At 63.1% G+C, this 22,128-nt stretch carries 14 protein-coding genes, 2 tRNA genes and 3 rRNA genes; 13 read left to right on the top strand and 6 right to left on the bottom strand.

The features are described from left to right. The first annotated feature begins 243 nt into the window (after positions 1-243). From L1787_RS18500 to L1787_RS18475, 6 genes are all read left to right on the top strand, one after another. Positions 244-1,707, top strand: a 16S ribosomal RNA gene (locus tag L1787_RS18500). Between the two features lie 217 nt (positions 1,708-1,924). Continuing rightward, positions 1,925-2,001, top strand: a tRNA-Ile gene (locus L1787_RS18495). 52 nt (positions 2,002-2,053) lie between these two features. Further along, positions 2,054-2,129, top strand: a tRNA-Ala gene (locus tag L1787_RS18490). A gap of 407 nt (positions 2,130-2,536) precedes the next feature. After that, positions 2,537-5,246 (top strand): 23S ribosomal RNA (locus L1787_RS18485). A 278-nt stretch (positions 5,247-5,524) separates the two neighbouring features. Continuing rightward, positions 5,525-5,639, top strand: a 5S ribosomal RNA gene (rrf, locus tag L1787_RS18480). The 16S, 23S and 5S rRNA genes sit together here with 2 tRNA genes alongside, the layout of an rRNA operon. 300 nt (positions 5,640-5,939) lie before the next feature. Beyond that, complete coding sequence (locus L1787_RS18475) at positions 5,940-7,337, top strand: MFS transporter (RefSeq protein ID WP_235710591.1); 1,398 nt, start codon at positions 5,940-5,942, stop codon at positions 7,335-7,337. A gap of 6 nt (positions 7,338-7,343) precedes the next feature. Here L1787_RS18475 and L1787_RS18470 read toward each other — a convergent pair whose 3' ends face one another. From L1787_RS18470 to L1787_RS18450, 5 genes are all read right to left on the bottom strand, one after another. Beyond that, positions 7,344-8,687, bottom strand: a complete 1,344-nt coding sequence (locus tag L1787_RS18470) for a KAP family P-loop NTPase fold protein (RefSeq protein WP_255720632.1) — start codon at positions 8,685-8,687, stop codon at positions 7,344-7,346. A gap of 204 nt (positions 8,688-8,891) precedes the next feature. Continuing rightward, positions 8,892-9,572, bottom strand: a complete 681-nt coding sequence (locus tag L1787_RS18465) for a GntR family transcriptional regulator (RefSeq protein ID WP_235710589.1) — start codon at positions 9,570-9,572, stop codon at positions 8,892-8,894. After that, entirely contained in the window at positions 9,562-11,079 is a 1,518-nt protein-coding gene (locus L1787_RS18460; RefSeq protein ID WP_235710588.1) for a tripartite tricarboxylate transporter permease, read from the bottom strand. The genes L1787_RS18465 and L1787_RS18460 overlap by 11 nt, the downstream gene beginning before the upstream one ends. Before the next feature lie 18 nt (positions 11,080-11,097). Continuing rightward, positions 11,098-11,592, bottom strand: a complete 495-nt coding sequence (locus L1787_RS18455; protein ID WP_235710587.1) for a tripartite tricarboxylate transporter TctB family protein — start codon at positions 11,590-11,592, stop codon at positions 11,098-11,100. Between the two features lie 61 nt (positions 11,593-11,653). Next, positions 11,654-12,640 (bottom strand): Bug family tripartite tricarboxylate transporter substrate binding protein, encoded by a 987-nt coding sequence (locus L1787_RS18450; RefSeq protein ID WP_235710586.1) that lies wholly within the window; start codon positions 12,638-12,640, stop codon positions 11,654-11,656. Between the two features lie 226 nt (positions 12,641-12,866). Between L1787_RS18450 and L1787_RS18445 the strand changes: the two genes are divergently transcribed. From L1787_RS18445 to L1787_RS18425, 5 genes are all read left to right on the top strand, one after another. Beyond that, positions 12,867-14,000, top strand: a complete 1,134-nt coding sequence (locus L1787_RS18445; protein ID WP_235710585.1) for a pyridoxal phosphate-dependent aminotransferase — start codon at positions 12,867-12,869, stop codon at positions 13,998-14,000. 54 nt (positions 14,001-14,054) lie between these two features. Further along, positions 14,055-14,840, top strand: coding sequence for an SDR family oxidoreductase (locus L1787_RS18440; protein WP_235710584.1), 786 nt, complete (start codon positions 14,055-14,057; stop codon positions 14,838-14,840). A gap of 10 nt (positions 14,841-14,850) precedes the next feature. Further along, positions 14,851-15,744, top strand: coding sequence for an alpha/beta fold hydrolase (locus L1787_RS18435; RefSeq protein WP_235710583.1), 894 nt, complete (start codon positions 14,851-14,853; stop codon positions 15,742-15,744). Then, a complete protein-coding gene (locus L1787_RS18430) occupies positions 15,741-16,982 on the top strand; it encodes a M20 family metallo-hydrolase (protein ID WP_235710582.1) in 1,242 nt (413 codons plus the stop codon). The genes L1787_RS18435 and L1787_RS18430 overlap by 4 nt, the downstream gene beginning before the upstream one ends. A 584-nt stretch (positions 16,983-17,566) precedes the next feature. Then, the gene (locus L1787_RS18425; RefSeq protein ID WP_235710581.1) at positions 17,567-18,205 is read left to right on the top strand and encodes a helix-turn-helix transcriptional regulator; all 639 of its coding nucleotides are present in this window, start codon (positions 17,567-17,569) and stop codon (positions 18,203-18,205) included. A gap of 10 nt (positions 18,206-18,215) precedes the next feature. Here L1787_RS18425 and L1787_RS18420 read toward each other — a convergent pair whose 3' ends face one another. After that, the gene (locus L1787_RS18420; protein WP_235710580.1) at positions 18,216-18,905 is read right to left on the bottom strand and encodes a sulfotransferase family 2 domain-containing protein; all 690 of its coding nucleotides are present in this window, start codon (positions 18,903-18,905) and stop codon (positions 18,216-18,218) included. A gap of 665 nt (positions 18,906-19,570) precedes the next feature. Here L1787_RS18420 and L1787_RS18415 point away from each other — a divergent pair. Next, complete coding sequence (locus L1787_RS18415; protein WP_235710579.1) at positions 19,571-19,861, top strand: hypothetical protein; 291 nt, start codon at positions 19,571-19,573, stop codon at positions 19,859-19,861. Between the two features lie 409 nt (positions 19,862-20,270). Next, positions 20,271-22,055 carry a potassium/proton antiporter gene (locus tag L1787_RS18410; protein WP_235710578.1) on the top strand — a complete coding sequence of 595 codons (1,785 nt, stop codon included), beginning with the start codon at positions 20,271-20,273 and terminating at the stop codon, positions 22,053-22,055. Positions 22,056-22,128 lie beyond the last annotated feature (73 nt).

The following is a 22,128-nucleotide window of genomic DNA, read 5'->3' as shown; positions in this document are numbered from 1 at the left end:
GCGAGGTTTCGGCCTCGGGTTCTTTGACAATCGCATAGATGAAGAAAGAGAAACGTGGGCGGCGTTGTCTCTGCGGATCGCGGCTCGGACCTTTCGGGGTTTGGAGCGGATCAACAAGACAATGGCGGACACGTTTTCAAGACGGACCGCTCCGATGAGATATCGGAGAGTGTGTCCTCGTCAAACGGGCTTCTCTTTATGGGAAGTTCGTCGCAAACGTGATCTTGCCGGATCAGATTGTCTCAACTTGAGAGTTTGATCCTGGCTCAGAACGAACGCTGGCGGCAGGCTTAACACATGCAAGTCGAACGCACCCTTCGGGGTGAGTGGCAGACGGGTGAGTAACGCGTGGGAACCTACCTATCGGTTCGGGATAACTTCCGGAAACGGAAGCTAATACCGGATACGCCCTTTGGGGGAAAGATTTATTGCCGATGGATGGGCCCGCGTTGGATTAGCTAGTTGGTGAGGTAACGGCTCACCAAGGCGACGATCCATAGCTGGTCTAAGAGGATGATCAGCCACACTGGGACTGAGACACGGCCCAGACTCCTACGGGAGGCAGCAGTGGGGAATATTGGACAATGGGCGAAAGCCTGATCCAGCCATGCCGCGTGAGTGATGAAGGCCTTAGGGTTGTAAAGCTCTTTCGCTAGGGATGATAATGACAGTACCTAGTAAAGAAGCCCCGGCTAACTTCGTGCCAGCAGCCGCGGTAATACGAAGGGGGCTAGCGTTGTTCGGAATTACTGGGCGTAAAGCGCGCGTAGGCGGATCATTAAGTCAGGGGTGAAATCCCGGGGCTCAACCTCGGAATTGCCTCTGATACTGGTGATCTTGAGTCCGTGAGAGGTGAGTGGAACTCCGAGTGTAGAGGTGAAATTCGTAGATATTCGGAAGAACACCAGTGGCGAAGGCGGCTCACTGGCACGGTACTGACGCTGAGGTGCGAAAGCGTGGGGAGCAAACAGGATTAGATACCCTGGTAGTCCACGCCGTAAACGATGATAGCTAGCCGTCGGGGTGCATGCATCTCGGTGGCGCAGTTAACGCATTAAGCTATCCGCCTGGGGAGTACGGTCGCAAGATTAAAACTCAAAGGAATTGACGGGGGCCTGCACAAGCGGTGGAGCATGTGGTTTAATTCGAAGCAACGCGCAGAACCTTACCAGCTCTTGACATCCCCTGCTCGCTGGAGAGATCCAGTTTTCCCTTCGGGGACAGGGTGACAGGTGCTGCATGGCTGTCGTCAGCTCGTGTCGTGAGATGTTGGGTTAAGTCCCGCAACGAGCGCAACCCTCGCCTCTAGTTGCCATCATTCAGTTGGGCACTCTAGAGGGACTGCCGGTGATAAGCCGAGAGGAAGGTGGGGATGACGTCAAGTCCTCATGGCCCTTACGGGCTGGGCTACACACGTGCTACAATGGCAGTGACAATGGGTGAATCCCAAAAAGCTGTCTCAGTTCGGATTGTCCTCTGCAACTCGAGGGCATGAAGTCGGAATCGCTAGTAATCGTGGAACAGCATGCCACGGTGAATACGTTCCCAGGCCTTGTACACACCGCCCGTCACACCATGGGAGTTGGTTCTACCCGAAGATGCTGTGCTAACCCGCAAGGGAGGCAGGCAGCCACGGTAGGGTCAGCGACTGGGGTGAAGTCGTAACAAGGTAGCCGTAGGGGAACCTGCGGCTGGATCACCTCCTTTCTAAGGATGTTTGGGATTAAGGCTTGCCTTTCCCGAACGCTTGGAAACACGCCTGGATCTTCGGATCACAGGCATTGGCGAGACGACGCCGCCTTCGTTTCTCTTTCTGAACAGAACGGTTGGGACCGGCCCTCCCCTCTCGGCGACGAGAGGACGGGCTGGGCGCGAACCAGCGTTGTGTGATGCGCGCATCTTGTGTATGCGAGCGTTGCCGGCGGGGCCTGTAGCTCAGGTGGTTAGAGCGTACGCCTGATAAGCGTAAGGTCGATGGTTCGAGTCCATCCAGGCCCACCACGGATTTGGCTGGTCTGGCTTGTTTTGGCTGATCGCCGACGACGCAAACAGAGGGGCCTTAGCTCAGCTGGGAGAGCACCTGCTTTGCAAGCAGGGGGTCGTCGGTTCGATCCCGACAGGCTCCACCAAGTTTACCGTTCTGGAACAGAACCGAATTCCTGCTTTGCAGGATACGCCGCGGATGCGGCGCCGGGCTCGAGCACTTTGTGCGGCCCAAGCTCAGACTGACATCGTGAAGAGAAGATGTGTTCGCCCATCGGGATCGATGAGGAGACGAAACGCGCGAGCGTTGCGTTCCTCGACGGATCGGTTTCGATGCGACGGGCGGAGGGTATCTCCGACATCCTGTGGCTCAGCTGCAGACATGTACCCCTCCCCTGCCCCGATGGTCCTGACCGGCCATTTGGGGATGATGCGAACAGATCTCGTGAAACTGGTCTTTCCTTATCGAAGCACCATTCGACGTTGAACGACGTCGCGCCTCCGCAGGGCGTTTGATCCGATTGGATCTCGGGTGGGCATCGATAATGAGAGTGATCAAGTGCCTTAAGAGCATCTGGTGGATGCCTAGGCATCGAGAGGCGATGAAGGACGTGGTACGCTGCGAAAAGCCGTGGGGAGTTGCGAACAAACTTTGATCCATGGATGTCCGAATGGGGAAACCCACCCGTTAAGGGTACCCGAAAGGGAGCGAACCCGGGGAAGTGAAACATCTCAGTACCCGGAGGAAAGGAAATCAACCGATACTCCGCTAGTAGTGGCGAGCGAACGCGGACCAGCCGAGCAACTTAGGAAAGCAGAACCATCTGGAAAGGTGGGCCATAGTGGGTGACAGCCCCGTATGTGGATCCGACGTTGACGTATCAAGTAGGGCGGGACACGTGAAATCCTGTTCGAAGATGGGGGGACCACCCTCCAAGGCTAAGTACTCCTCGATGACCGATAGTGAACCAGTACCGTGAGGGAAAGGTGAAAAGCACCCCGACAAGGGGAGTGAAAGAGTTCCTGAAACCGGATGCTTACAAACAGTGGGAGGGCGCAAGCCTGACCGCGTACCTTTTGTATAATGGGTCAGCGACTTAGTCTGACGAGCAAGCTTAAGCCGGTAGGTGTAGGCGTAGCGAAAGCGAGTCTGAACAGGGCGTTCAGTTCGTCGGATTAGACCCGAAACCGGGTGATCTAGCCATGAGCAGGTTGAAGGTTGGGTAACACCAACTGGAGGACCGAACCGTTGAATGTTGCAAAATTCTCGGATGACTTGTGGCTAGGGGTGAAAGGCCAATCAAACTCGGTGATAGCTGGTTCTCCGCGAAATCTATTTAGGTAGAGCGTTGGACGTATTCCTCGGGGGGTAGAGCACTGGATGGGCTATGGGGGCTTACCGCCTTACTGATCCTAACCAAACTCCGAATACCCGAGAGAATTATCCAGCAGACACACGGCAGGTGCTAACGTCTGTCGTGGAGAGGGAAACAACCCTGATCACCAGCTAAGGCCCCCAAATCGTGGCTAAGTGTGAAAGGATGTAGAGACCCCAAAACAACCAGGATGTTGGCTTAGAAGCAGCCATCATTTAAAGAAAGCGTAACAGCTCACTGGTCTAAATAAGGGTCTCCGCGCCGAAAATGTAACGGGGCTCAAGCCACGTGCCGAAGCTGTGGGCTTGTCTTTGACAAGCGGTAGCGGAGCGTTCCGTAGGTCCGTGAAGGGATACTCGTGAGAGGTCCTGGAGATATCGGAAGTGCGAATGCTGACATGAGTAACGATAAAGGGAGTGAGAGACTCCCTCGCCGAAAGTCCAAGGGTTCCTGCGTAAAGTTAATCTGCGCAGGGTTAGTCGGCCCCTAAGGCGAAGCCGAAAGGCGTAGTCGATGGGAATGCAGTTAATATTCTGCAACCTGGTGGTAGTGACGAATGCCGTGTGTTGTCAGTCCTTATTGGATTGGTCTGGCAGCGAAGGTGTTCCGGGAAATAGCTCCACCGTATAGACCGTACCCGAAACCGACACAGGTGGACTGGTAGAGTATACCAAGGCGCTTGAGAGAACGATGCTGAAGGAACTCGGCAAATTGCCTCCGTAAGTTCGCGAGAAGGAGGCCTTGGGTTTGCGCAAGCAGATCCGAGGGGCACAGACCAGGGGGTAGCGACTGTTTATCAAAAACACAGGGCTCTGCGAAGTCGCAAGACGACGTATAGGGTCTGACGCCTGCCCGGTGCCGGAAGGTTAAAAGGAGGAGTGCAAGCTCCGAATTGAAGCCCCGGTAAACGGCGGCCGTAACTATAACGGTCCTAAGGTAGCGAAATTCCTTGTCGGGTAAGTTCCGACCTGCACGAATGGCGTAACGACTTCCCCGCTGTCTCCAGCATCGACTCAGTGAAATTGAATTCCTCGTGAAGATGCGAGGTTCCTGCGGTCAGACGGAAAGACCCCGTGCACCTTTACTATAGCTTTACACTGGCATTCGTGGCGGCATGTGTAGGATAGGTGGTAGGCTTTGAAGCGTGAGCGCCAGCTTGCGTGGAGCCACCCTTGAAATACCACCCTTGCTTTCATGGATGTCTAACCGCGGCTTACGCCCGGGACAGTGTATGGTGGGTAGTTTGACTGGGGCGGTCGCCTCCCAAAGAGTAACGGAGGCGTGCGAAGGTGGGCTCAGAGCGGTCGGAAATCGCTCGTTGAGTGCAATGGCATAAGCCTGCCTGACTGCGAGACTGACAAGTCGAGCAGAGTCGAAAGACGGCCATAGTGATCCGGTGGTCCCGAGTGGAAGGGCCATCGCTCAACGGATAAAAGGTACGCCGGGGATAACAGGCTGATGACACCCAAGCGTCCATAGCGACGGTGTTGTTTGGCACCTCGATGTCGGCTCATCGCATCCTGGGGCTGGAGCAGGTCCCAAGGGTTTGGCTGTTCGCCAATTAAAGCGGTACGTGAGCTGGGTTCAGAACGTCGTGAGACAGTTTGGTCCCTATCTGCCGTGGGTGTCGGAGAATTGAAAGGATCTGCCCCTAGTACGAGAGGACCGGGGTGGACGTACCTCTTGTGGACCTGTTGTGGCGCCAGCCGCATTGCAGGGTAGCTACGTACGGACGGGATAACCGCTGAAAGCATCTAAGCGGGAAACCCACCTTGAAACGAGTTCTCCCTTGAGAGCCGTTGTAGACGACGACGTTGATAGGCTGGATGTGGAAGCGTGGTGACATGCGTAGCTTACCAGTACTAATCGCTCGATCGGCTTGATCACTCTCATTAGTTCATGCCCATTCGCCAATGGCGAACGGTTCTCTGCTGATTGCTCTGCAATGAGCCTGGCCTTCGGGCTGCTTGTTGTGAGGCGGTGGCGAGAACTGAAACGAATACGATTGAGGAAAGACCGGCTTTTGCCGGACGGGTTCAACCCGCCAGTTTCACGATCTGATCGCAGCGCAACGAGCGTGTGCGTGGCTCCTCATCGGCGCCCCGCACGGCCGGACGGCCAGGCTCATTGCGCGGCCATCAGAACACATGAACGTCCTCCGCTGGCCTGGTGGCCTTTGCGAGGGGTCCCCACCCGATCCCATTCCGAACTCGGCCGTTAACCCCCTCAGCGCCAATGGTACTTCGTCTCAAGACGCGGGAGAGTAGGTCGCTGCCAGGCCTGCCGAGGACGTTCAAACATCTTCTCTTCATCGATGCACTCCTGCAGCGCACACCCCTCCCCTTGCTATCATTGGCCGACGCACTCCGTGTGATGCTGGCAGTTTGCGCCCATCATCCCGCGCCCGGCTTTGCTTGACCGAAACCGCGCGAAGGCGGTGTGCCGGGTGCGAACGATCGCGCCGACTTGTCCATAAAGGCGTCGGCCGGCCTCGCGCCGGTGTTTCGGCCCGCGGCCGGGCTTGACCCCAGGCCGGCTTTGGGTGGCAGATTGCGATGCCAGCCATCAGAGTCCCCGCCTTTGCCGCACCCCACCCGCGCCGACACCAACCCGACGGCAATGTTCGCCCTTGCGTCGTCGATCCTCCTCGCATCGCTGGGCGTGAGCCTTGCGAGCGTCGCCCTTCCCGCGCTTTCTCAGGCCTTCTCAGCCACGATCTCGCAGGTGCAGTGGGTCGTCATCGGCTACCTCCTGTCGGTGACGATCACCATTCTCCTGGTCGGCCGGCTCGGCGATCAGCTCGGCCAAAGACGAGTGTTGGTCGCAGGGCTCCTCCTCTTCGCCGCGGCGTCTGTGGCGAGCGCAGCGGCGCCGGACCTTGGGACATTGATCGCGGCGCGTGCAGTCCAGGGGATCGGTGGCGCGATTCTGATGGCGCTGCCGGTCTCGCTCGCGCGCGAGATCGTGCCGCTGGAGCGGACCGGGTCGGCGATGGGCCTCCTCGGCACGATGTCGGCGATCGGCACCGCGCTCGGGCCGTCTTTGGGCGGCATCGTGATCGCATGGTTCGGCTGGCGCGCGGCATTCGCCGCTCTGGCGCTAGTCAGCCTCGCTGCCCTCGGCCTTGCGCTGCGGATCAATCTGCGCGCGCCGTCCCCGCTTTGTGGCCGGATCGACTTTCGCTGGCCGAGCGCCATCGTTCTCGCCGTCACACTGAGCGGCTACGCTCTCGCCACCGCGGGGAACGCCGTCACGCTGCCCTTCGGGAGCGGCGTGTTCGCGCTCATCGCCGTCGGCGGGCTCATCGTCTTCATCGCGATCGAGGCGCGTTCGGCGACGCCGCTGATCCCCGTCAGGGTCCTCGTCGAGCGGACGGTCGCGTTTTCCCTCCTCATGAACATGCTCGTCACCACGGTCATTATGACGACGCTCGTGGTGGGGCCGTTCTATCTCGCCTTCGGGCTCGGCCTCGACCAGGCCGCCGTGGGGCTCGTCCTCGCGGTCGGCCCCGTCGTCTCGGCGCTTTCGGGGCTTCCGGCGGGACGGGCGACGGACCGTTTCCGCGCCTCTCGGGTGCTCGTTGCCGGGCTCGTCGCGATGACGGCCGGTCTCGTCTGCCTTGCCTTGTTGCCGCAACGGTTCGGGGTCGCGGGTTATATCGCGGCCTTGGCGATCATCACGCCCGGCTATCAGCTCTTTCTCGCCGCCAACAACACCACATTGATGCTAAGCGCGCGCGCCGGGGAGCGCGGGATGCTGTCCGGCCTGCTGGGCCTTTCCCGCAATCTCGGCTTCATGACGGGGGCGTCCGCCATGGCGAGCCTGTTCGCCTTCGCTCTACGCGGCGTCGACGTCACCCTCGTCTCGGCGGACACGCTTGCGGACGCCTTCGCGCAGACCTTCCTGGTCGCGGCGGGGCTTACAGGCTTTGCGCTCGTCCTGGGCATTGCCGCGCGGCCCGATCGGCCGCGCCATTGAGGCCGGTCATTCCTCCGGCAGAAAGCGCTCCACGATATTGCGGGCGAGCGATGGGATGAGCGTCTTCCGGTCCTGGACATAATAAGAGAAGAGATCGGAGCGCATCCGGTCCCACGTTCCCTCCCCTTCCCCACCACCGTCGACGCTCGACATCCACCATTCGGGGGCCGATCCGGCCTCGGCGCGATAGCCCTCCGGCCAGTCCTGAAAACGCAGGACCGCCTCGACATCGGCCGCGGTCAACGCACCGCTCTTCGCCCGCTCGAAGAGCTTCGGGTCGCACACCTTCATGACGCTGAGCCCCATCAGGATGGGGGCGAGCTTCAACATGGTGCGCGGCGTCATCGCGAGGCCATAGGTGAAGATCGTGACGATGCGCTCGATCGTGCGCGGGGTGAACGCCCGCACCTCCGCGACGGCGGCGAGCATCGCGAGCGTTGCCGCATGGTCTGGGTCGCGCGGCCCGTTCGGGGAGAGCCGGCGGGCGACGTCCTCGATATAGCGCACGCGCGTCGCGTGGGAGGTGAAGGCCATATCCGGCAGCGACAGCGCGATGTCGTAGAAGGAGCGCAAGGTGCGGCCGTCGCTCTCCTCCGCGCCGTAGGCGACACTCACCGCGTTCTCGAGCGAGGCGTGGTTCGCCGAGAGGACGAAGTGGATGTTGGCGACGCTGAAGAGATAGCGGCTCGTCTCGAGGAGATCGAGCGTGAAGGAACGGCGGCAACGGTCGATCTCATCGAGGATGATGATGAGCGGATGCCGCGGCGTGGTGCCCTGCACGGTCTCGCCGAGCTCCTTGGCGAAGGTGGTGAGGCCGTCGCGAAATCCGGCGAGAGCGCGGCGCTCTTCAGGCTGCTGCGCGATCAGGCGGCGAACATAGGCCTCGCGATCGCCGGTCAGGTCGTCCGTTTGCGCCGAGGCCCTGTCGAGACGGGCATTCACCTCTTGCATGTCGGCCGCGAGAAGGGCGGGCGGCGCCTCGGCTCGGGTGAGGAACCGGCCGGCACGCGCGGCGATCTCGACGATGCGCAGGTTGGGTTCGCTCGCCTCCGGGGCGAGGCTGGCGAGCTCGGCGGCAAGGGCGATGAACGCGTTCTCGACATGGTCGTGCGCGACGGCGTCGAAATAGACGACCGGGTGGCCGGCCTGGCGCAGCTCGGCCGCCCACATCTTGAGAAATGTCGTCTTCCCCGCGCCGAACGGGGAATCGAGAAAGACCATCAGAGGCGGCTCTTCGTCCTGCATCAGATTGGTCAGACTGCGTGCGAAACCGGCACGCCCGAAAAGATCAGTTGCCTCTGTAAAGCCTTCGCTTTGGCCAAACTCGGCTGATGACGGTAAAATGCGCATACACGAATTGGCTACTTCAAATTGAACAGAGCCGAGTATGACCGGCCCGGCGGGGGCTGTCACGAGGCTCTCTCCTCATTTGAAGGTCCGAAATATGTGACTTGCGGCGGAATGAAACACCCCAGGCCGGCTGCGGTCGGACACCGCTGGCGCGGCGATCACGAGCATCAGAGCCCGCGTCGCGATCTGCCGATCATGTGGATGTCAGCCGGCGAGCTCGACGCGCGAGGATATCCGCAGATGGTGGAGAACGTCACCCGCGCCGTTGCCGAGCTGATTGACGTGAAGGCGCATCTCGCCGGCCGCGCTCTCGGCGTCGTTGGCGAGGATCGCGTCGACGATCCGCTGATGCTCCTCGACCGAGACGAGCATGCGGCCGGGCTGGAAGGTGATGCGCCGGCGATAGGGCGCCGTAAAGAGCTGCGCGGTGCGGATCTGCGCGGCGAGGATGCGGTTGTGGCTCGCCGCGATGATGACGGCGTGGAAACGGCCGTTCGCCTCGTTGAAGGCGATATGATCGCCGGCACGGGCGGCGGCGGCGCAGACCTTGTGCATCTCAGCCATCGTGTCGCGCTGGTCGGGCAGGATGCGCCGGGCCGCCTGACTGGCGGCGAGCGCTTCGAGCTCGGCGTTCACGGTGAAGGAATCGAAGAGGTCGGCGACATCGAGCTGGGCGACGGACGCCCCCTGGCGCGATTGAACCGTCACGATGCCGCTCGCCGACAGGCGCTGGAGCGCCTCGCGGACCGGGGTGCGGGAGGTGCCGAAGCGGGCGGCGAGGCCGCGCTCGTCGAGCCGTTCGCCGGGTGCGAGACTGCCGGCGAGAAGCTCTTCCTCCAGCATCTTCACGATCTCGTCGGCGCGGGATCCGGTCTCATTCGACATCGTTCAGCCTTTTGGCGCGCCCGACCTTCAGCCCCTTTCTGAGGGACGGCGAGATCATCGGATAAAGGACCGCGAGAAGCGAGATCGCAAGCAGCGTGGCCGAGATCGGCCGCTCCACGAAGACCAGCCACGACCCGTCGCTGACGATCAGCGCGCGGCGCAAATTCTCCTCCAGGATTGGCCCGAGGATCAGCCCGAACGCAAGCGGCGCGATCGGGATCTTGAGCCGCGTCATGATGAATCCGATGACGCCGAAGGCGACCATCACGATGACATCGTCGACATTGTTACGGATCGCGAAGGCGCCGACGAAGCAGAGCAGCGTGACGATCACGAGTAGGATGTTCGGCGGAAGCTGCAGAAGCCGCACGATCTGCCGGATGAAGACGAGGCCGAAGATCAACGTGAAGATCAGCGCCAGGAACAGCGCGACATAGACGGCGGCGACGAAATCCGGCCGGTCGGCGAAGAGCATGGGGCCGGGACGCAGCCCGTGGATCAGCAGCGAGGCCATCAGGATCGCCGTCATCGAGTCGCCCGGAATGCCGAGCGTCATCATCGGGACGAGCGCGCCCCCGACACAGGCGTTGTTCGAGGCTTCCGGCGCGGCGATGCCTTCCGGTGCGCCCTTGCCGAAGCGCTCGGGATGGCGGGAGAGGCGCTGTTCCTGCGTATAGGACACGGCGACCGCGATCGCCGAACCGGCCGCCGGGATCGCGCCGACCACCGCCCCGAGGATCGAGCCGCGTCCGATCGAGCCCCAAAGCCCGAGCAGGCTACGCCATGGCGGGATCAGACGGCCGATCCGCTCCACGGCCGCAGTTTTCGCCGAGCCGAGCTCGATCGTGCGCATCACCTCGGCGAGGCCGAAAATGCCGACCGTCAGCGGAACGAGATCGATGCCGCTTTCGAGGAGCGTCGTGCCGAACGTGAAGCGCGGTGTGTCGGTGACGGTATCGAAGCCGACCATGCCGCAGACGAGCCCGACGAGACCCGCCATCAGCCCCTTGAAGGTCGAGCCGGGCGAGGCGTAGGCGAGCATCGTGAGGCCGAACACCGTCGCCGCCGCGAATTCGGGGCTGCGGAACTGCATCGCCCCCGCCACGATGAGCGGCGCGATCAGCATCAGCACCAGGAGGCCGACGATGCCGCCGAGGGTGGAAGAGAAGAGCGCAATCGTCAGCGCTTCCCCCGCTCGGCCGGAGCGAGCCATCGGATAGCCGTCGAGCTGGGTGACGATGGCGCCGGGCGTACCCGGAATATTGAGAAGGATCGCCGAGATCGAGCCGCCATAGACGCTGGCGGAGAAGACACCGATCAGGAACACGATCGCCGCCTCGGGCGCCATCGCGTAGGTGACGGGCAGAAGGATCGCGAGCGACATCGTGGAGGAGATGCCGGGAAGGCAGCCGAGCACGATCCCGAGGATCGCGCCGATCGCGCTGAGCGCAATCAGCTCGGGTGTACCGAGAACGCCGGTGAGGTGGCCGAGAAAATCGCCGTACATGAGATCCCGCGTCGTCGCTCAGGGAAGAGGCACGCGGATGACTTCCGCGAAGATGTAAGTGAGGAGGCCCACGCCGACCGCGCTCGCGATCACGATCATCAGGAGGCGGCGCTTCCAGTTGCCGTGCCAGGCTTCGGCGAGCACGCACATCCAACCGAACGCGAAGATCAGCGCCGTGGCGAGAAAGCCGATCCGGTACATGACCGGCACCATGAGGAGGACGCTGCCGGCGAAGACCGCGGGGATCCACAGATTGCGGAAGATCCGGCCTTCGAAGCGCCCATCGCGCCGGAGTGTGAGGAGAACCGCCCGCGCGAACATGATCACCGCGCCGATCGACAGGAACGAGAGGACGAGGACCGGCATCAGGACCGGGCCGGGGTCGAGCCCGAAATCGGTCCACACATAGGAATCGCCGAGGATCGCCCACCAGCCGATCACGGCCCACAGGCCGAAGAAGACGGGAACCCCGAATTCGACGGTCAGATCCCGTTCGTTCGCCTCATCGTCCATTCATCCCTCACCGCGCGTTCGAGGTCGTAAGAGGCGGCCACCGGCCGCCTCTCCTCGCGTGTTATTTCTGATTCGCTTTCACGAGGCCGGCGTCGAGCAGGACGGGATAATAATTCTCGTCGAACGCGGCGATGTAGGTGCCGGTCTCCTCGGCGCCCTTCGGCTGGATCACGAAGCCGACATTCTTGGCCGCTTCCTGGAACTCGGGATCTTCGACCGTCTTCGTGAAGATCTCTTCGAGCTTCGCCTTCACCTCGTCGGAGACACCCGCGGGCGCGAACACCGCACGCCAGTCACCGGCGACGAGGTCGATGCCCTCTTCCTTGAAGGTCGGCGTTTCGGGCGCCATGAAGTGACGCTCGTCGGCGGTGACGGCGAGGATGTTGATGTCGCCCGCCTTCGCCTGATCGACGAGCTGCGGCACCGGCAGCGTCGCCGACTGGATCTCACCCGACATGATCGCGGCGACGGTCGGCGAATAGCCCTTATAGGGCACCTTCGTCATCTGAACGTCGGCCGCCTTCTCGATCAGCGCGGCGACGACATAGGACCAGCCGCCCGGCGCGTCGTTCCCGTTCTTGATCGAGCCGGGATTTTCTTTCAGCGCGGCGATGAACTGCTCGAGCGTCTCGATGCCGGTATCGGCGCGGACTTCGAGGGCGCCGGGATCAGGACCGAAAAAGGAGATCGGCGCGAGGTCGGCGACGGCCGGCGCATTCGGGTTGATATATTGCTGCGCGACGATGCTGGAGCCGAAGATGCCCACGGTCTGACCATCGGGCTCGGCCTCGGCGACGAAGCGAACGCCCGTCGATCCACCAGCGCCGTCGATATTGTTCACCACGATGGGCACACCGGCATATTTCTCGCCATATTGCGCGAGAAGGCGTCCCGCACGGTCACCACCGCCACCGGCCGGCCAGTTGACGACGAGCGTGATCGGCCCGTCCGGGAAATCCTGCGCCGCGGCGGGTCCCGCCACGATGCCCGCCGCAAAGGCGAACGCGCAGCCCGCCATCAGCGCGCGCTTGGTGATCGATTTCATCATCAAAGTCCCTCCGACCCTGTCTCTTTGCTGCAGGCGATCCGTCCCATCAGCGCGTGCCATGGTTGCTGGTCTGGCACGCTACGATCAGTCGGATCCGACCACATGAGTGTGACTTTGACTAGTCTGGTATCCAAGAAAAACTTTTAAGCACTCGATGCTGCATTTTTAGGCTTTATCTGGCATACCACGGATGGCACTTTGGTTCGTGAGAGACACGGAGCACGACGTGACGACATCCGCCGACCGCAACAGGCATTTCGATAGGCTTGTAAACACCGAGGGCCTCAAGTGGCTCGGTCAGAACACGAACCACTATCCGGTCGACCCGAGCGTTCGGGAGGCGATGGTGCGCTGCCTCGACAAGGAGGAGTTCCACGCCTACGCCCCGCCGCTGGGCCTCGAAGCGCTGCGCGCCGGCATCGTCGCCGATCTCGGCCTTCCCGGTATGGAGGCGATGGTGACGGACGGCGCGGTGTCCGGCCTTTATCATGTGTGCCACACCTTCTGCCGGCCGGGTGATCGCTTCATCACCACGGATCCGACCTGGGCCTGGCCGATGTCGTTCGCCCGCGCCGCCGGGGCCGAAGTCATCCAGCTCCCGATCTATGGCGACGAATACGGCTTCCGTCTCGACCCCCAGCGCCTGCGCGAGGTCGTCGACGAGCGCACGCGGGTCATCTACATCGTCGATCCCAACAACCCGATCGGCAGCACCCAGACCGAGGCCGAGATCGCCGAGATCGCCGAGATCGCGCGCTCCGTCGACGCCTATCTCATCCACGACTGCACCTATCGCGACTTCGCGTTCGACCACCATTTCGCGGCGCTGCATTATCCCGAGAAGACGATCACCACCTGGAGCTTCTCGAAGTGGCTCGGCTTTGCGGGCCTGCGCGTCGGCGCGCTCGTCGCCGCACCCGACGTGATCGAGACCCTCGCGGCCGCGCCGCCCAACAATCTCGGCTCGTCGATCCTCGCCCAGCGCGGCGCCCTCGCCGGGCTCGAAGCGAAATCGCGTTGGTTTCCGGGCATTCTCGAGAACCAGCGCGGCAATCAGCGCCTCGTGAAGGAGGCGTTCGACGCGCTGTCCGGTTTCCGCATTCCGGTCTTCCCGTCGAACGGCAATTTCCTCGTGGTCGAGACCGTCGGCGCCGGCGTCCGCCCCGAAGCGCTCTGCGCGGTGATGGCGCGGCACGGCATCATGATCCGGCAGGGCTCGTACCACACGAAGACATTCGGCGACCGGTTCATCAAGGTCTCCGTCTCCGTTCCGACCGAATGGGTCGAAGCCTTCTGCCGCCTCCTGCCCGAGGCGGTCGAGGAAGCGCGCGGCATCAACGAAGACATCGCCCTCTTCTAGAGCGGCAGCGCGCCTGCCCGCGGCCGGCGCGCCGAACGATTAAGGATAGAGAGAATGGATCTAGGTCTCAGCGGCCGCACAGTGCTGATCACGGGAGCCTCGCAAGGGATCGGCGCGGCCGCCGCGCGTGCCTTCGCGGCCGAGGGCTGCCATCTGCATCTGACGGCGCGATCCACCACGAATCTCGACGCCGTGAAGGTGGCGATCACCGCCGCTCACGATGTCGATGTCACGCTGCATCCGCTCGACCTCTCGGTCGCCGGCGCGGCCGAGGCGCTCGCCGATACGGTGGGCTTCGTCGATGCGCTCGTGAACAATGCCGGCGCCATTCCGGGCGGCGACCTCTGGTCGGTCGACGAGGCGACCTGGCGCGCGGCGTGGGATCTCAAGGTGCACGGCTATATCAACCTGTGCCGCGCGGTCTACGCCAAGATGAAGCCCGAGGGGCGCGGCGTCATCATCAACGATATCGGCAACGCCGGTGAGCGGCTCGACGCCGACTATATCTGCGGCTCGACCGGCAACGCCGCGCTGATGGCCTTCACGCGTGCGCTGGGCGGCAAGTCGCTGACGGCCGACGGGATCCGCGTCGTCGGCGTCAATCCCGGCCCGGTCGACACCGAGCGGATGCCGAAGCTCCTGCGCAAGCGGGCCAAGGACTGGTTCGGCGACGAAAATCGCTGGGAGGAGCTTCTCGAACGCTACCCGCTCCACCGGATGGCGAAGGTCGAGGAGATCGCGGACGCGATGCTCTTCCTCGCGAGCGATCGGTCGGGCTACACCTCCGGCACGATCCTGACCATCGACGGCGGGATCGTCTCGCGCAACTCGATCGTCTGAGGAGGACGTGATGGCCGAAGGGACGAGCATCGCCACCACCGACGACGGCGTGCGTCTCCATGTCGAAAGCGCGGGCGAAGGCACCCCGATCGTGTTCGTGCACGAGTTCGGCGGCGACCATCGCTCGTGGGAAGCGCAGATGCGCTATTTCTCGCGTCGCCATCGCGTCGTCACCTACGGCGCGCGGGGCTATCCGCCGTCCGAGGTGCCCGAAGCGATCGAGGCCTATTCCCAGGCCCGCGCCACCGCCGACATCGCCGCCGTGATGGACCATTGCGGGATCGACAAGGCGCACATCGTGGGCCTTTCGATGGGCGGTTTCGCGACCGTCCATTTCGGCCTCACCTATCCCGAGCGCGCCCTTTCGCTCACCGTCGCCGGCGCCGGCTATGGCGCGGAAAAGGCGTTCGAGGACTATTTCCGCGGCGTCTCCGAAGAGGTGGCCCGTCAGTTCGAATCCATGGGCGCGGAGAATTTCTCCAAGATCTACGGCATGGCCGCCTCGCGCATCCCCTTCCTCGTGAAGGATCCGCGCGGCCACGCCGAGTTCGTGCGGATGCTCGGCGAGCATTCCTCCAAGGGCGCGGCGAACACCATGCGCGGCGTCCAGATGCACCGCCCCTCGCTCTACGATCTCGAAGACGCGCTGAAGGCGATGGACGTACCGACGCTGATCGTTTCGGGTGACGAGGACGATCATTGCCTCCAGCCGGCGCTTTACATGAAGCGCGTGATCCCGGCCTCCGGCCTGCTCATCCTGCCGAAAACCGGCCACACCATCAATCTCGAAGAGCCCGACCGCTTCAACAGCTCCGTGGCCGACTTCATCGCCCAGGTCGAGGCCGGCCGCTGGCTTGCCCGCGACCCGCGCTCCGCCCCCAGCGAAATCATGAAGACGTCATGACGAGCGCGGCCGTCCAGCATGTCAGCGAGGCGCGCCTTTGGGCGCGTCACATGGAGCTCGCCCAGCACGGCGCCCTCTCCAAAGGCGGCGTGTGCCGTCTCGCTCTGTCCGACGAGGAGATCGCCGCCCGCAAAACGCTGATCGCGTGGGCCGCCGCGCTCGACCTCGCGGTCAGCACCGACGCGATCGGCAACCTGTTCTTCCGCATGGAAGGCTCCGAGCCCGATCTCGACCCGGTGATGACCGGCTCGCATATCGATTCGCAGCCGGCCGGCGGCAAGTTCGACGGCGCGTTCGGCGTCCTCGCCGCCTTCGAGGTGGTGGAGGCGATGCGGGCGGCTGGGATCGAGCCGCGCCGGCCCGTCATCGTCGTCGCGTGGATGAACGAGGAGGCCTCGCGCTTCGCCCCCGGCATGATGGGCTCGGAGGCCTTCACCGCGACGAAGCCGCTCGAGACCATTCTCGCCGTCACCGACGATCAAGGCGTCAGCGTTGCGGAGGCGGTGCAGCGTGTCGCCGCCGCCTTCCCGCAGGTGCCGGAGATCCCGCTCGGCTTTCCCGTCCACGCCTTCCTGGAGGCGCATATCGAGCAGGGGCCGATCCTCGAGGCGGAGGGCAAGCCCGTCGGCGTCGTGACCGGGATTCAAGGCTCGCGCCGCTTCCGCGTCACTGTCACCGGCGAAGAGGCGCACGCGGGCACCGAGCCGCTGCGCAAGCGCAAGGACGCGCTCCTCGCGGCGATCGATATCGTCGACGGACTGCGTGAGGCGTTCGCCGATCCGGACGATATCGTGAAGTTCACTGTCGGCCGCTTCGAGATCGCGCCGAACGCGCCGTCGGTCGTCGCCGCGCACGCCTTCTTCTCGGTCGATCTTCGCCACCCGGACTGGCCGACTTTGAAGCGGCTCGGCGATATGGTCGGCCCGATCGCCGAGGCGCGGAAGGGCCCGTGCGGTGTCGAGACCCGCGAGATCGCGACCTCGCCCTCACTCGACTTTCCCGCGACGCTGACGACGCTCCTCGACGAGGTGGCGACCGATCTCGGCATCGATCACATGGCGATTTACTCCGCCGCCGGACACGATGCCCGGCAGCTTCATTATGTCTGCCCGACGGCGATGATCTTCGTCCCCTGCGCCGGCGGCATCAGCCACAACGAAGCCGAATCGTCCGAACCCGGCGATCTCGCCGACGGCGCCCGTGTGCTGACCGAAGCGGTTGTCCGCCTGAGCGCCTGAGCGCCTGAGCGCCTGAGCGCCTGCCACACGCGCCCTCGCGCGTGTGGCGATGCCGCCTCGACCGGCGCTCCCCGATTTTACACAGAATTCGGTACGAGCCTTCGGCTCATCGCAGGTCGTCGCCACCACGACGACGAGGACTCCTGCACGCAATTACCTAAATTTAATACCGCTCCGTATGGTCATTCGTTTCAGACATAGCTACATCCCATAATAAGGATGTTGCGTATCGTATTCCTCTGACCAAAAGGATCGTATTTTTGACGAATATTGATTCCCTATGGCCAATTCGGTCTGAATTCTTGACCGCTGACGCGCGGCATCACACAAGAACCGCCCGGTTCTTCGATCCATCGTGGTCGCCATCCCATAACCTTGCGTCGATCCCAGAGCACGCCCCACACGTGCCGCACGATCGATGCGCCCCCTCGCGTCTTCGCGATTGACCGTCGCGGCGGGGGCACCCCCGTCATGACGCTTCCGCCGGCGGCAACGGCCGCGCCCCGAGGGGCGGCCGAACCCTCGCTTGCTGCCTGATCGGTCCCTCACCGCCTCGTCTGAGACAAGAACAAGGTTGAAACGCCGTGACTTTCCATGCCGCACACGTTGCGAGCCACAGCGGACGTGCGCCCAACGAGGCGCCCCTTCACGATGGCCTATCCGCCAGTCTCGACGCCTTCGACGAAGGGGTCATGCTGCTCGACGCCACGGGGTGCGTGCGCTTCATGAATGCGCACGCCGCCAAGCTCGTCCGTGAACGCGACGGGATCGCACTCCGCGACACGACGCTTCACGCCACGGAACTCGCCTCGCGCAAGGCGCTCGCCGCCCTCCTCAAGGTCCCCTCCCGGCCCAACGAGATCCGCCGATCGGCACCAAAAACGCTCGCCGTCCATCGTCGCAACGGCGCTCGGCCGCTGATCGTCACGATCGCGCGGGTGCCGGACAATGACAGCCCCATCCGCCTCCTCGTGCGGGTGCGAGAGGAGGCCGGCCCGACGCTTCCGGACGAGAAGGAGCTCCAGGACCAGTTCAGCCTCACCAATGCCGAGGCGCGGCTCGCGATCGCCCTCGCGAGCGGCCAGTCGCTGCGTGATTATGCCGACGTCACGGGCCTCACAGCCCACACGGTGCGCAGCTACATGGCCCGCGTGCGGGAGAAGATGAAGGTGCACCGCCAGGTCGACGTTGTGCGCCTCATCTACGGAAACAATCCGGAATAAAGGCGTGCCTCTAGGACGGCCCGGCATCCGCGCGGACATCGAGCCGCGCATATCCGAAGCGGGCCATCTCGTAGCGGTAGGCCGCCGCGACGATGGCCTCGCCCGCGGCGTCGTAATACTGCGCAAACGGCTCGGGGCGGACCCGCGTCTCGGCCTTCAGCCGCGGGAGGGTGATCGGGTCGCCAATTCCGAGCCGGCCGAGAAGCGCGGCAAAATCCGCCTCGAGCTGCTCATAGCGGAGCATGACGTCGACCACATCGCTGCGCGCGATGGTGATGATCGGCTTATCGTCCGGCAGCCGCGGCTTCGCACGGAGCCAAGCGTTGAAGGTCTGCCGGCAAAGCGAGAAATCGTGTTGGCAGGCCCGCCGATCACCGGGCGAAAGCTGCATCCAGAACCACGATACCGCCTTGTCATAAGGATTACGGACGATCGAAACCTTGGTGTAGTCTTTCCACATCCGGCCACCGATCGCGCTGCGGATCGCCCGCGCCGGCATGTGGTTGTAGAACTTGCACGACTCCGCCCCAGGCCCCCGCGCGCCGACGATCCCCGCCTCGGTGACGACCTCTCCCGTCCGGCGGTCCGGCGGCGCAGCCCCCTCCGGCCGGCAATAGGGCTCGAGCGCCACCTCTAACGACGTGCTCGCGGTCTTGCGCGTCTTGAGGAAAATGAACGCCTTCCGATGACTGATCAGCACGCACACGCGCCCCATACACGCGAGAACCGCCGACTGGACGGGCCTGCCGCCTCGGCGTCTCCGCCCCTCATGACGCGGCGGAGTGTGGGACGGCCCGCCCCGCGGATCAACACGTGGCGGCGGGAATGCACGGGCGGCGGACCTCTCCGCGGCCCGAACGCGTATCGCACCTGCCGATCGAGATTTCGCGACCCGCAACATTCACATGACGTCAATCTTTCTCGCACACGGAGCGCACGAGGCCTGCCGCACATCTTAGATGAAGCTGACTCCCAGCGCTGAAGTCACGCCTTTAGAATATTGAAAAATTTCAGTTCACTCGCCATTCACTCAATGTCACGTTCCGATCATTGGAAGCATGATATGAGATCTGCTCGCCTTGAAATCGCTGCCGTAAGCGCCATGCAAATGTCATCTGGTTGCAATCATTATATAAAATTGTCGCAACACCGATTTGAGACTTGCAGAACGAATTCACCCCATTTGGACACTCGATCGTCAATTCAATATCCCAAATGGGATATTTTAATCGCTATCGCCTTGACTCATAGGGGAAATCTCTGTATGATTGCCTCTGAAGGATAGCGAATACCTTCACCCGCCGCGACTTGAATTCCGTTAAGGAAAAGTCTCAAAATATTTCACTCAAATAAGGAGCATAGCTTATGAAGAACATGAGCATTCTCGCGCTCGCTCTCGCTCTTCTGCTTTCGCCGGGGATTGTGTATGCGCAATCTTCGGGCATGGAATCCCTCGACGAAAGCATCTCCGAAGAGTCCGGCGACGCGGCTGACGCGCACATGGACGAAGATGAGGCCGAGCGCCCCATCGAAGAAGGCACCGCCGCTGCTGACGAAGCGCCGGCCGATTCGGGCATGGAATCGCTCGACGAAAGCCTGTCCGAGTCCTCGGGCGACTCCAGCGACGCCAAGATGGAAGAAGACGAAGCGAAGTAATCGCTTCCACCCAGTCTTCCGAATACGGTGGAGTGGGGCAAACCGACCGGCGCAAACCGGACGGTGTATGCGAAGCGGGAGCGGCGCCCCTAGGGTCGCCGCGCCCCTTACCGGACGACTGCAGCGCCCCATCGTCGGCGCCCACCAGGCGGAGCGGCAAGACCCGATCGAGGTCGGTCAGGCCCCACGACCGGAGCACCCCGTCGCCAAGCGGCCCCCCATCCGCGAGCTGCGAGACCGTCGAATCCGACGGCAAGCACTTTCGACCGCGGATCAGGCATTCATCGCCGCCTGCGCCGACCCGCCATATGGGAAGTCGCGCATCATCCCGTTAGGATGAGTCCGACGCGTTGCCCAGCCAGCGCATTCACCCGACCAACGAGATCCGAGCGGCAGGACCCACGCGACCATGTTCGACGCCATGAACCTTGCAATCCTGATCGGTGCGGGGTTGATTGCAGCGAGTGCGCTGACGAGCCTCATCGGCCAACGCATTGGCGCACCGCTGCTTCTCATCTTCCTCGCGATCGGCCTTTTCGCCGGCGAGGACGGTGTGCTCGGCATCGAGTTCAACAGCGGTGGCGCCGCCTATTTCGTCGGCTCTTTGGCCCTTGCGATCATTCTGTTCGACAGTGGCTTTGAAACGCCTCTCTCGAGTTACAAGGTCGCCGCCGCCCCGGCGCTGACCCTTGCGACGCTCGGCGTCGTGCTGACGACGGCCTTTGTCGGCGTCGGGGCACATTATCTGCTGAACATCAGTTGGATCGAAGGCCTACTGCTCGGCGCGATCGTCGCCTCCACCGACGCCGCCGCCGTCTTCCTGCTCTTACGCGTCGGCGGGACGAAACTGCGCGACAGGGTGAAATCGACACTCGAGATCGAATCCGGCGCCAACGACCCGATGGCGATCTTCCTCACCGCGACGCTCGTCGATTTCGCGGTCGGATCGGGTATCTCGGCCGGCGAAGGCGGGCCGCAACTCGGCTGGGCGCTCCTCAGCGACTTCGTCATCCAGATCGGTGTCGGCGGCGTGATCGGCGTCGTCGGGGGGATCGGGATCGCCTCCCTCCTCAACCGGCTCGGCAATCTCGAAGCCGGCCTCTTCCCGATCACGGCGGTCGCCGCCTCGCTCGTCGTGTTCTCCGCAACGGGGCTCCTCGGCGGCAGCGGCTTCGTGGCCGCCTACGTGGCCGGCGTCGTCGCGGGCAACCGGCAGATCCGGTTCGCCAGTCGCGTTCGGCGCTTCCAGTCGGGTCTCACCTGGCTTGCCCAGATCGGCATGTTCCTGACGCTCGGGCTCCTCGCGACCCCCTCGCAATTCGGCATCGTCGCCGCGCCGTCGATCGCGCTCGCGCTTCTCTTGATCTTCGTCGCGCGTCCGCTCGCGGTGTGGCTCTGCCTCCTCCCTTACGGGTTCACCCCGCGTGAAGTGCTCTTCATCGGCTGGGTCGGCCTGCGGGGCGCGGTGTCGATCCTGCTCGCCATCCTGCCGGGGCTCGGCGGCATGGCGGACGGACTCCTCTTCTTCAACGTCGTCTTCATCATGGTGCTGATCTCGCTGATCGTTCAGGGGTGGACGATCGCGCGCGCCGCCCGCTGGCTGAAATTGCTGGTGCCGCCGACGCCCGGCATGATGAACCGTGTCCAGATCGAGCTGCCAGGCCGCGCCGAGATCGAGCTCGTCGGCTATCGCATTCATCCCGAAAGCGCCGTCGCGACCGGCACACGCATTCCGCGATGGGCCCGCCCGCTGATCATCATCCGCAATGGGAGGACCTATTCGGTTCACAATGCGGGCCCGTTGAAGGCCAACGATCAGGTCTATCTGTTCTCGACGCCGCGCCAGGTCGCCTTCCTCGACAAGGTCTACACCTCGCCGGGCGGCGTCGACGAGCGGGAGGTGCTCGGCGAGCTCTCGCTGTTGCCGAAGACGACGATCGGCGAATTCGCCCGCGAATATGGTCTGTCCTTCACCGGCCCGCCCGACCGGACGCTCGGCGACATGCTGCATCGCGAATTTCACGGCCAGCCGCACATCGGCGACCGCATGTCGCTCGGCGCGTTCGACGTCGTCGTCCGCGCGCTCGACGCCGAGGGGAAGATCAGCGAAGTCGGACTCGTGATCGACTCCATCGCGATCGACGAGCAGAAACGGCCACCGATCATGAAGAAGCTCGTGAGCCTCTTCCGTTGATCGCCCTCATCCCCGTCGCGGCCGACACGTCGACCACGACGGGGCGCGGAAAACAACAAGAGTATGACGCAAC

Source organism: Acuticoccus kalidii (assembly GCF_021556395.1).
Classification (GTDB): domain Bacteria; phylum Pseudomonadota; class Alphaproteobacteria; order Rhizobiales; family Amorphaceae; genus Acuticoccus; species Acuticoccus kalidii.
The sequence above is the reverse complement of the archived record's forward strand: the minus strand, read 5'-3'. Positions and strand labels throughout refer to the sequence as shown.

Coding starts and splice junctions, on each gene's coding strand:
- L1787_RS18415 (WP_235710579.1), top strand. CDS start 19,571: ATGAAGAACATGAGCATTCTCGCGCTCGCTCTCGCTCTTCTGCTTTCG.
- L1787_RS18435 (WP_235710583.1), top strand. CDS start 14,851: ATGGCCGAAGGGACGAGCATCGCCACCACCGACGACGGCGTGCGTCTC.
- L1787_RS18455 (WP_235710587.1), bottom strand. CDS start 11,592: ATGGACGATGAGGCGAACGAACGGGATCTGACCGTCGAATTCGGGGTT.
- L1787_RS18450 (WP_235710586.1), bottom strand. CDS start 12,640: ATGATGAAATCGATCACCAAGCGCGCGCTGATGGCGGGCTGCGCGTTC.
- L1787_RS18460 (WP_235710588.1), bottom strand. CDS start 11,079: ATGTACGGCGATTTTCTCGGCCACCTCACCGGCGTTCTCGGTACACCC.
- L1787_RS18440 (WP_235710584.1), top strand. CDS start 14,055: ATGGATCTAGGTCTCAGCGGCCGCACAGTGCTGATCACGGGAGCCTCG.
- L1787_RS18410 (WP_235710578.1), top strand. CDS start 20,271: ATGTTCGACGCCATGAACCTTGCAATCCTGATCGGTGCGGGGTTGATT.
- L1787_RS18430 (WP_235710582.1), top strand. CDS start 15,741: ATGACGAGCGCGGCCGTCCAGCATGTCAGCGAGGCGCGCCTTTGGGCG.
- L1787_RS18465 (WP_235710589.1), bottom strand. CDS start 9,572: ATGTCGAATGAGACCGGATCCCGCGCCGACGAGATCGTGAAGATGCTG.
- L1787_RS18470 (WP_255720632.1), bottom strand. CDS start 8,687: ATGCGCATTTTACCGTCATCAGCCGAGTTTGGCCAAAGCGAAGGCTTT.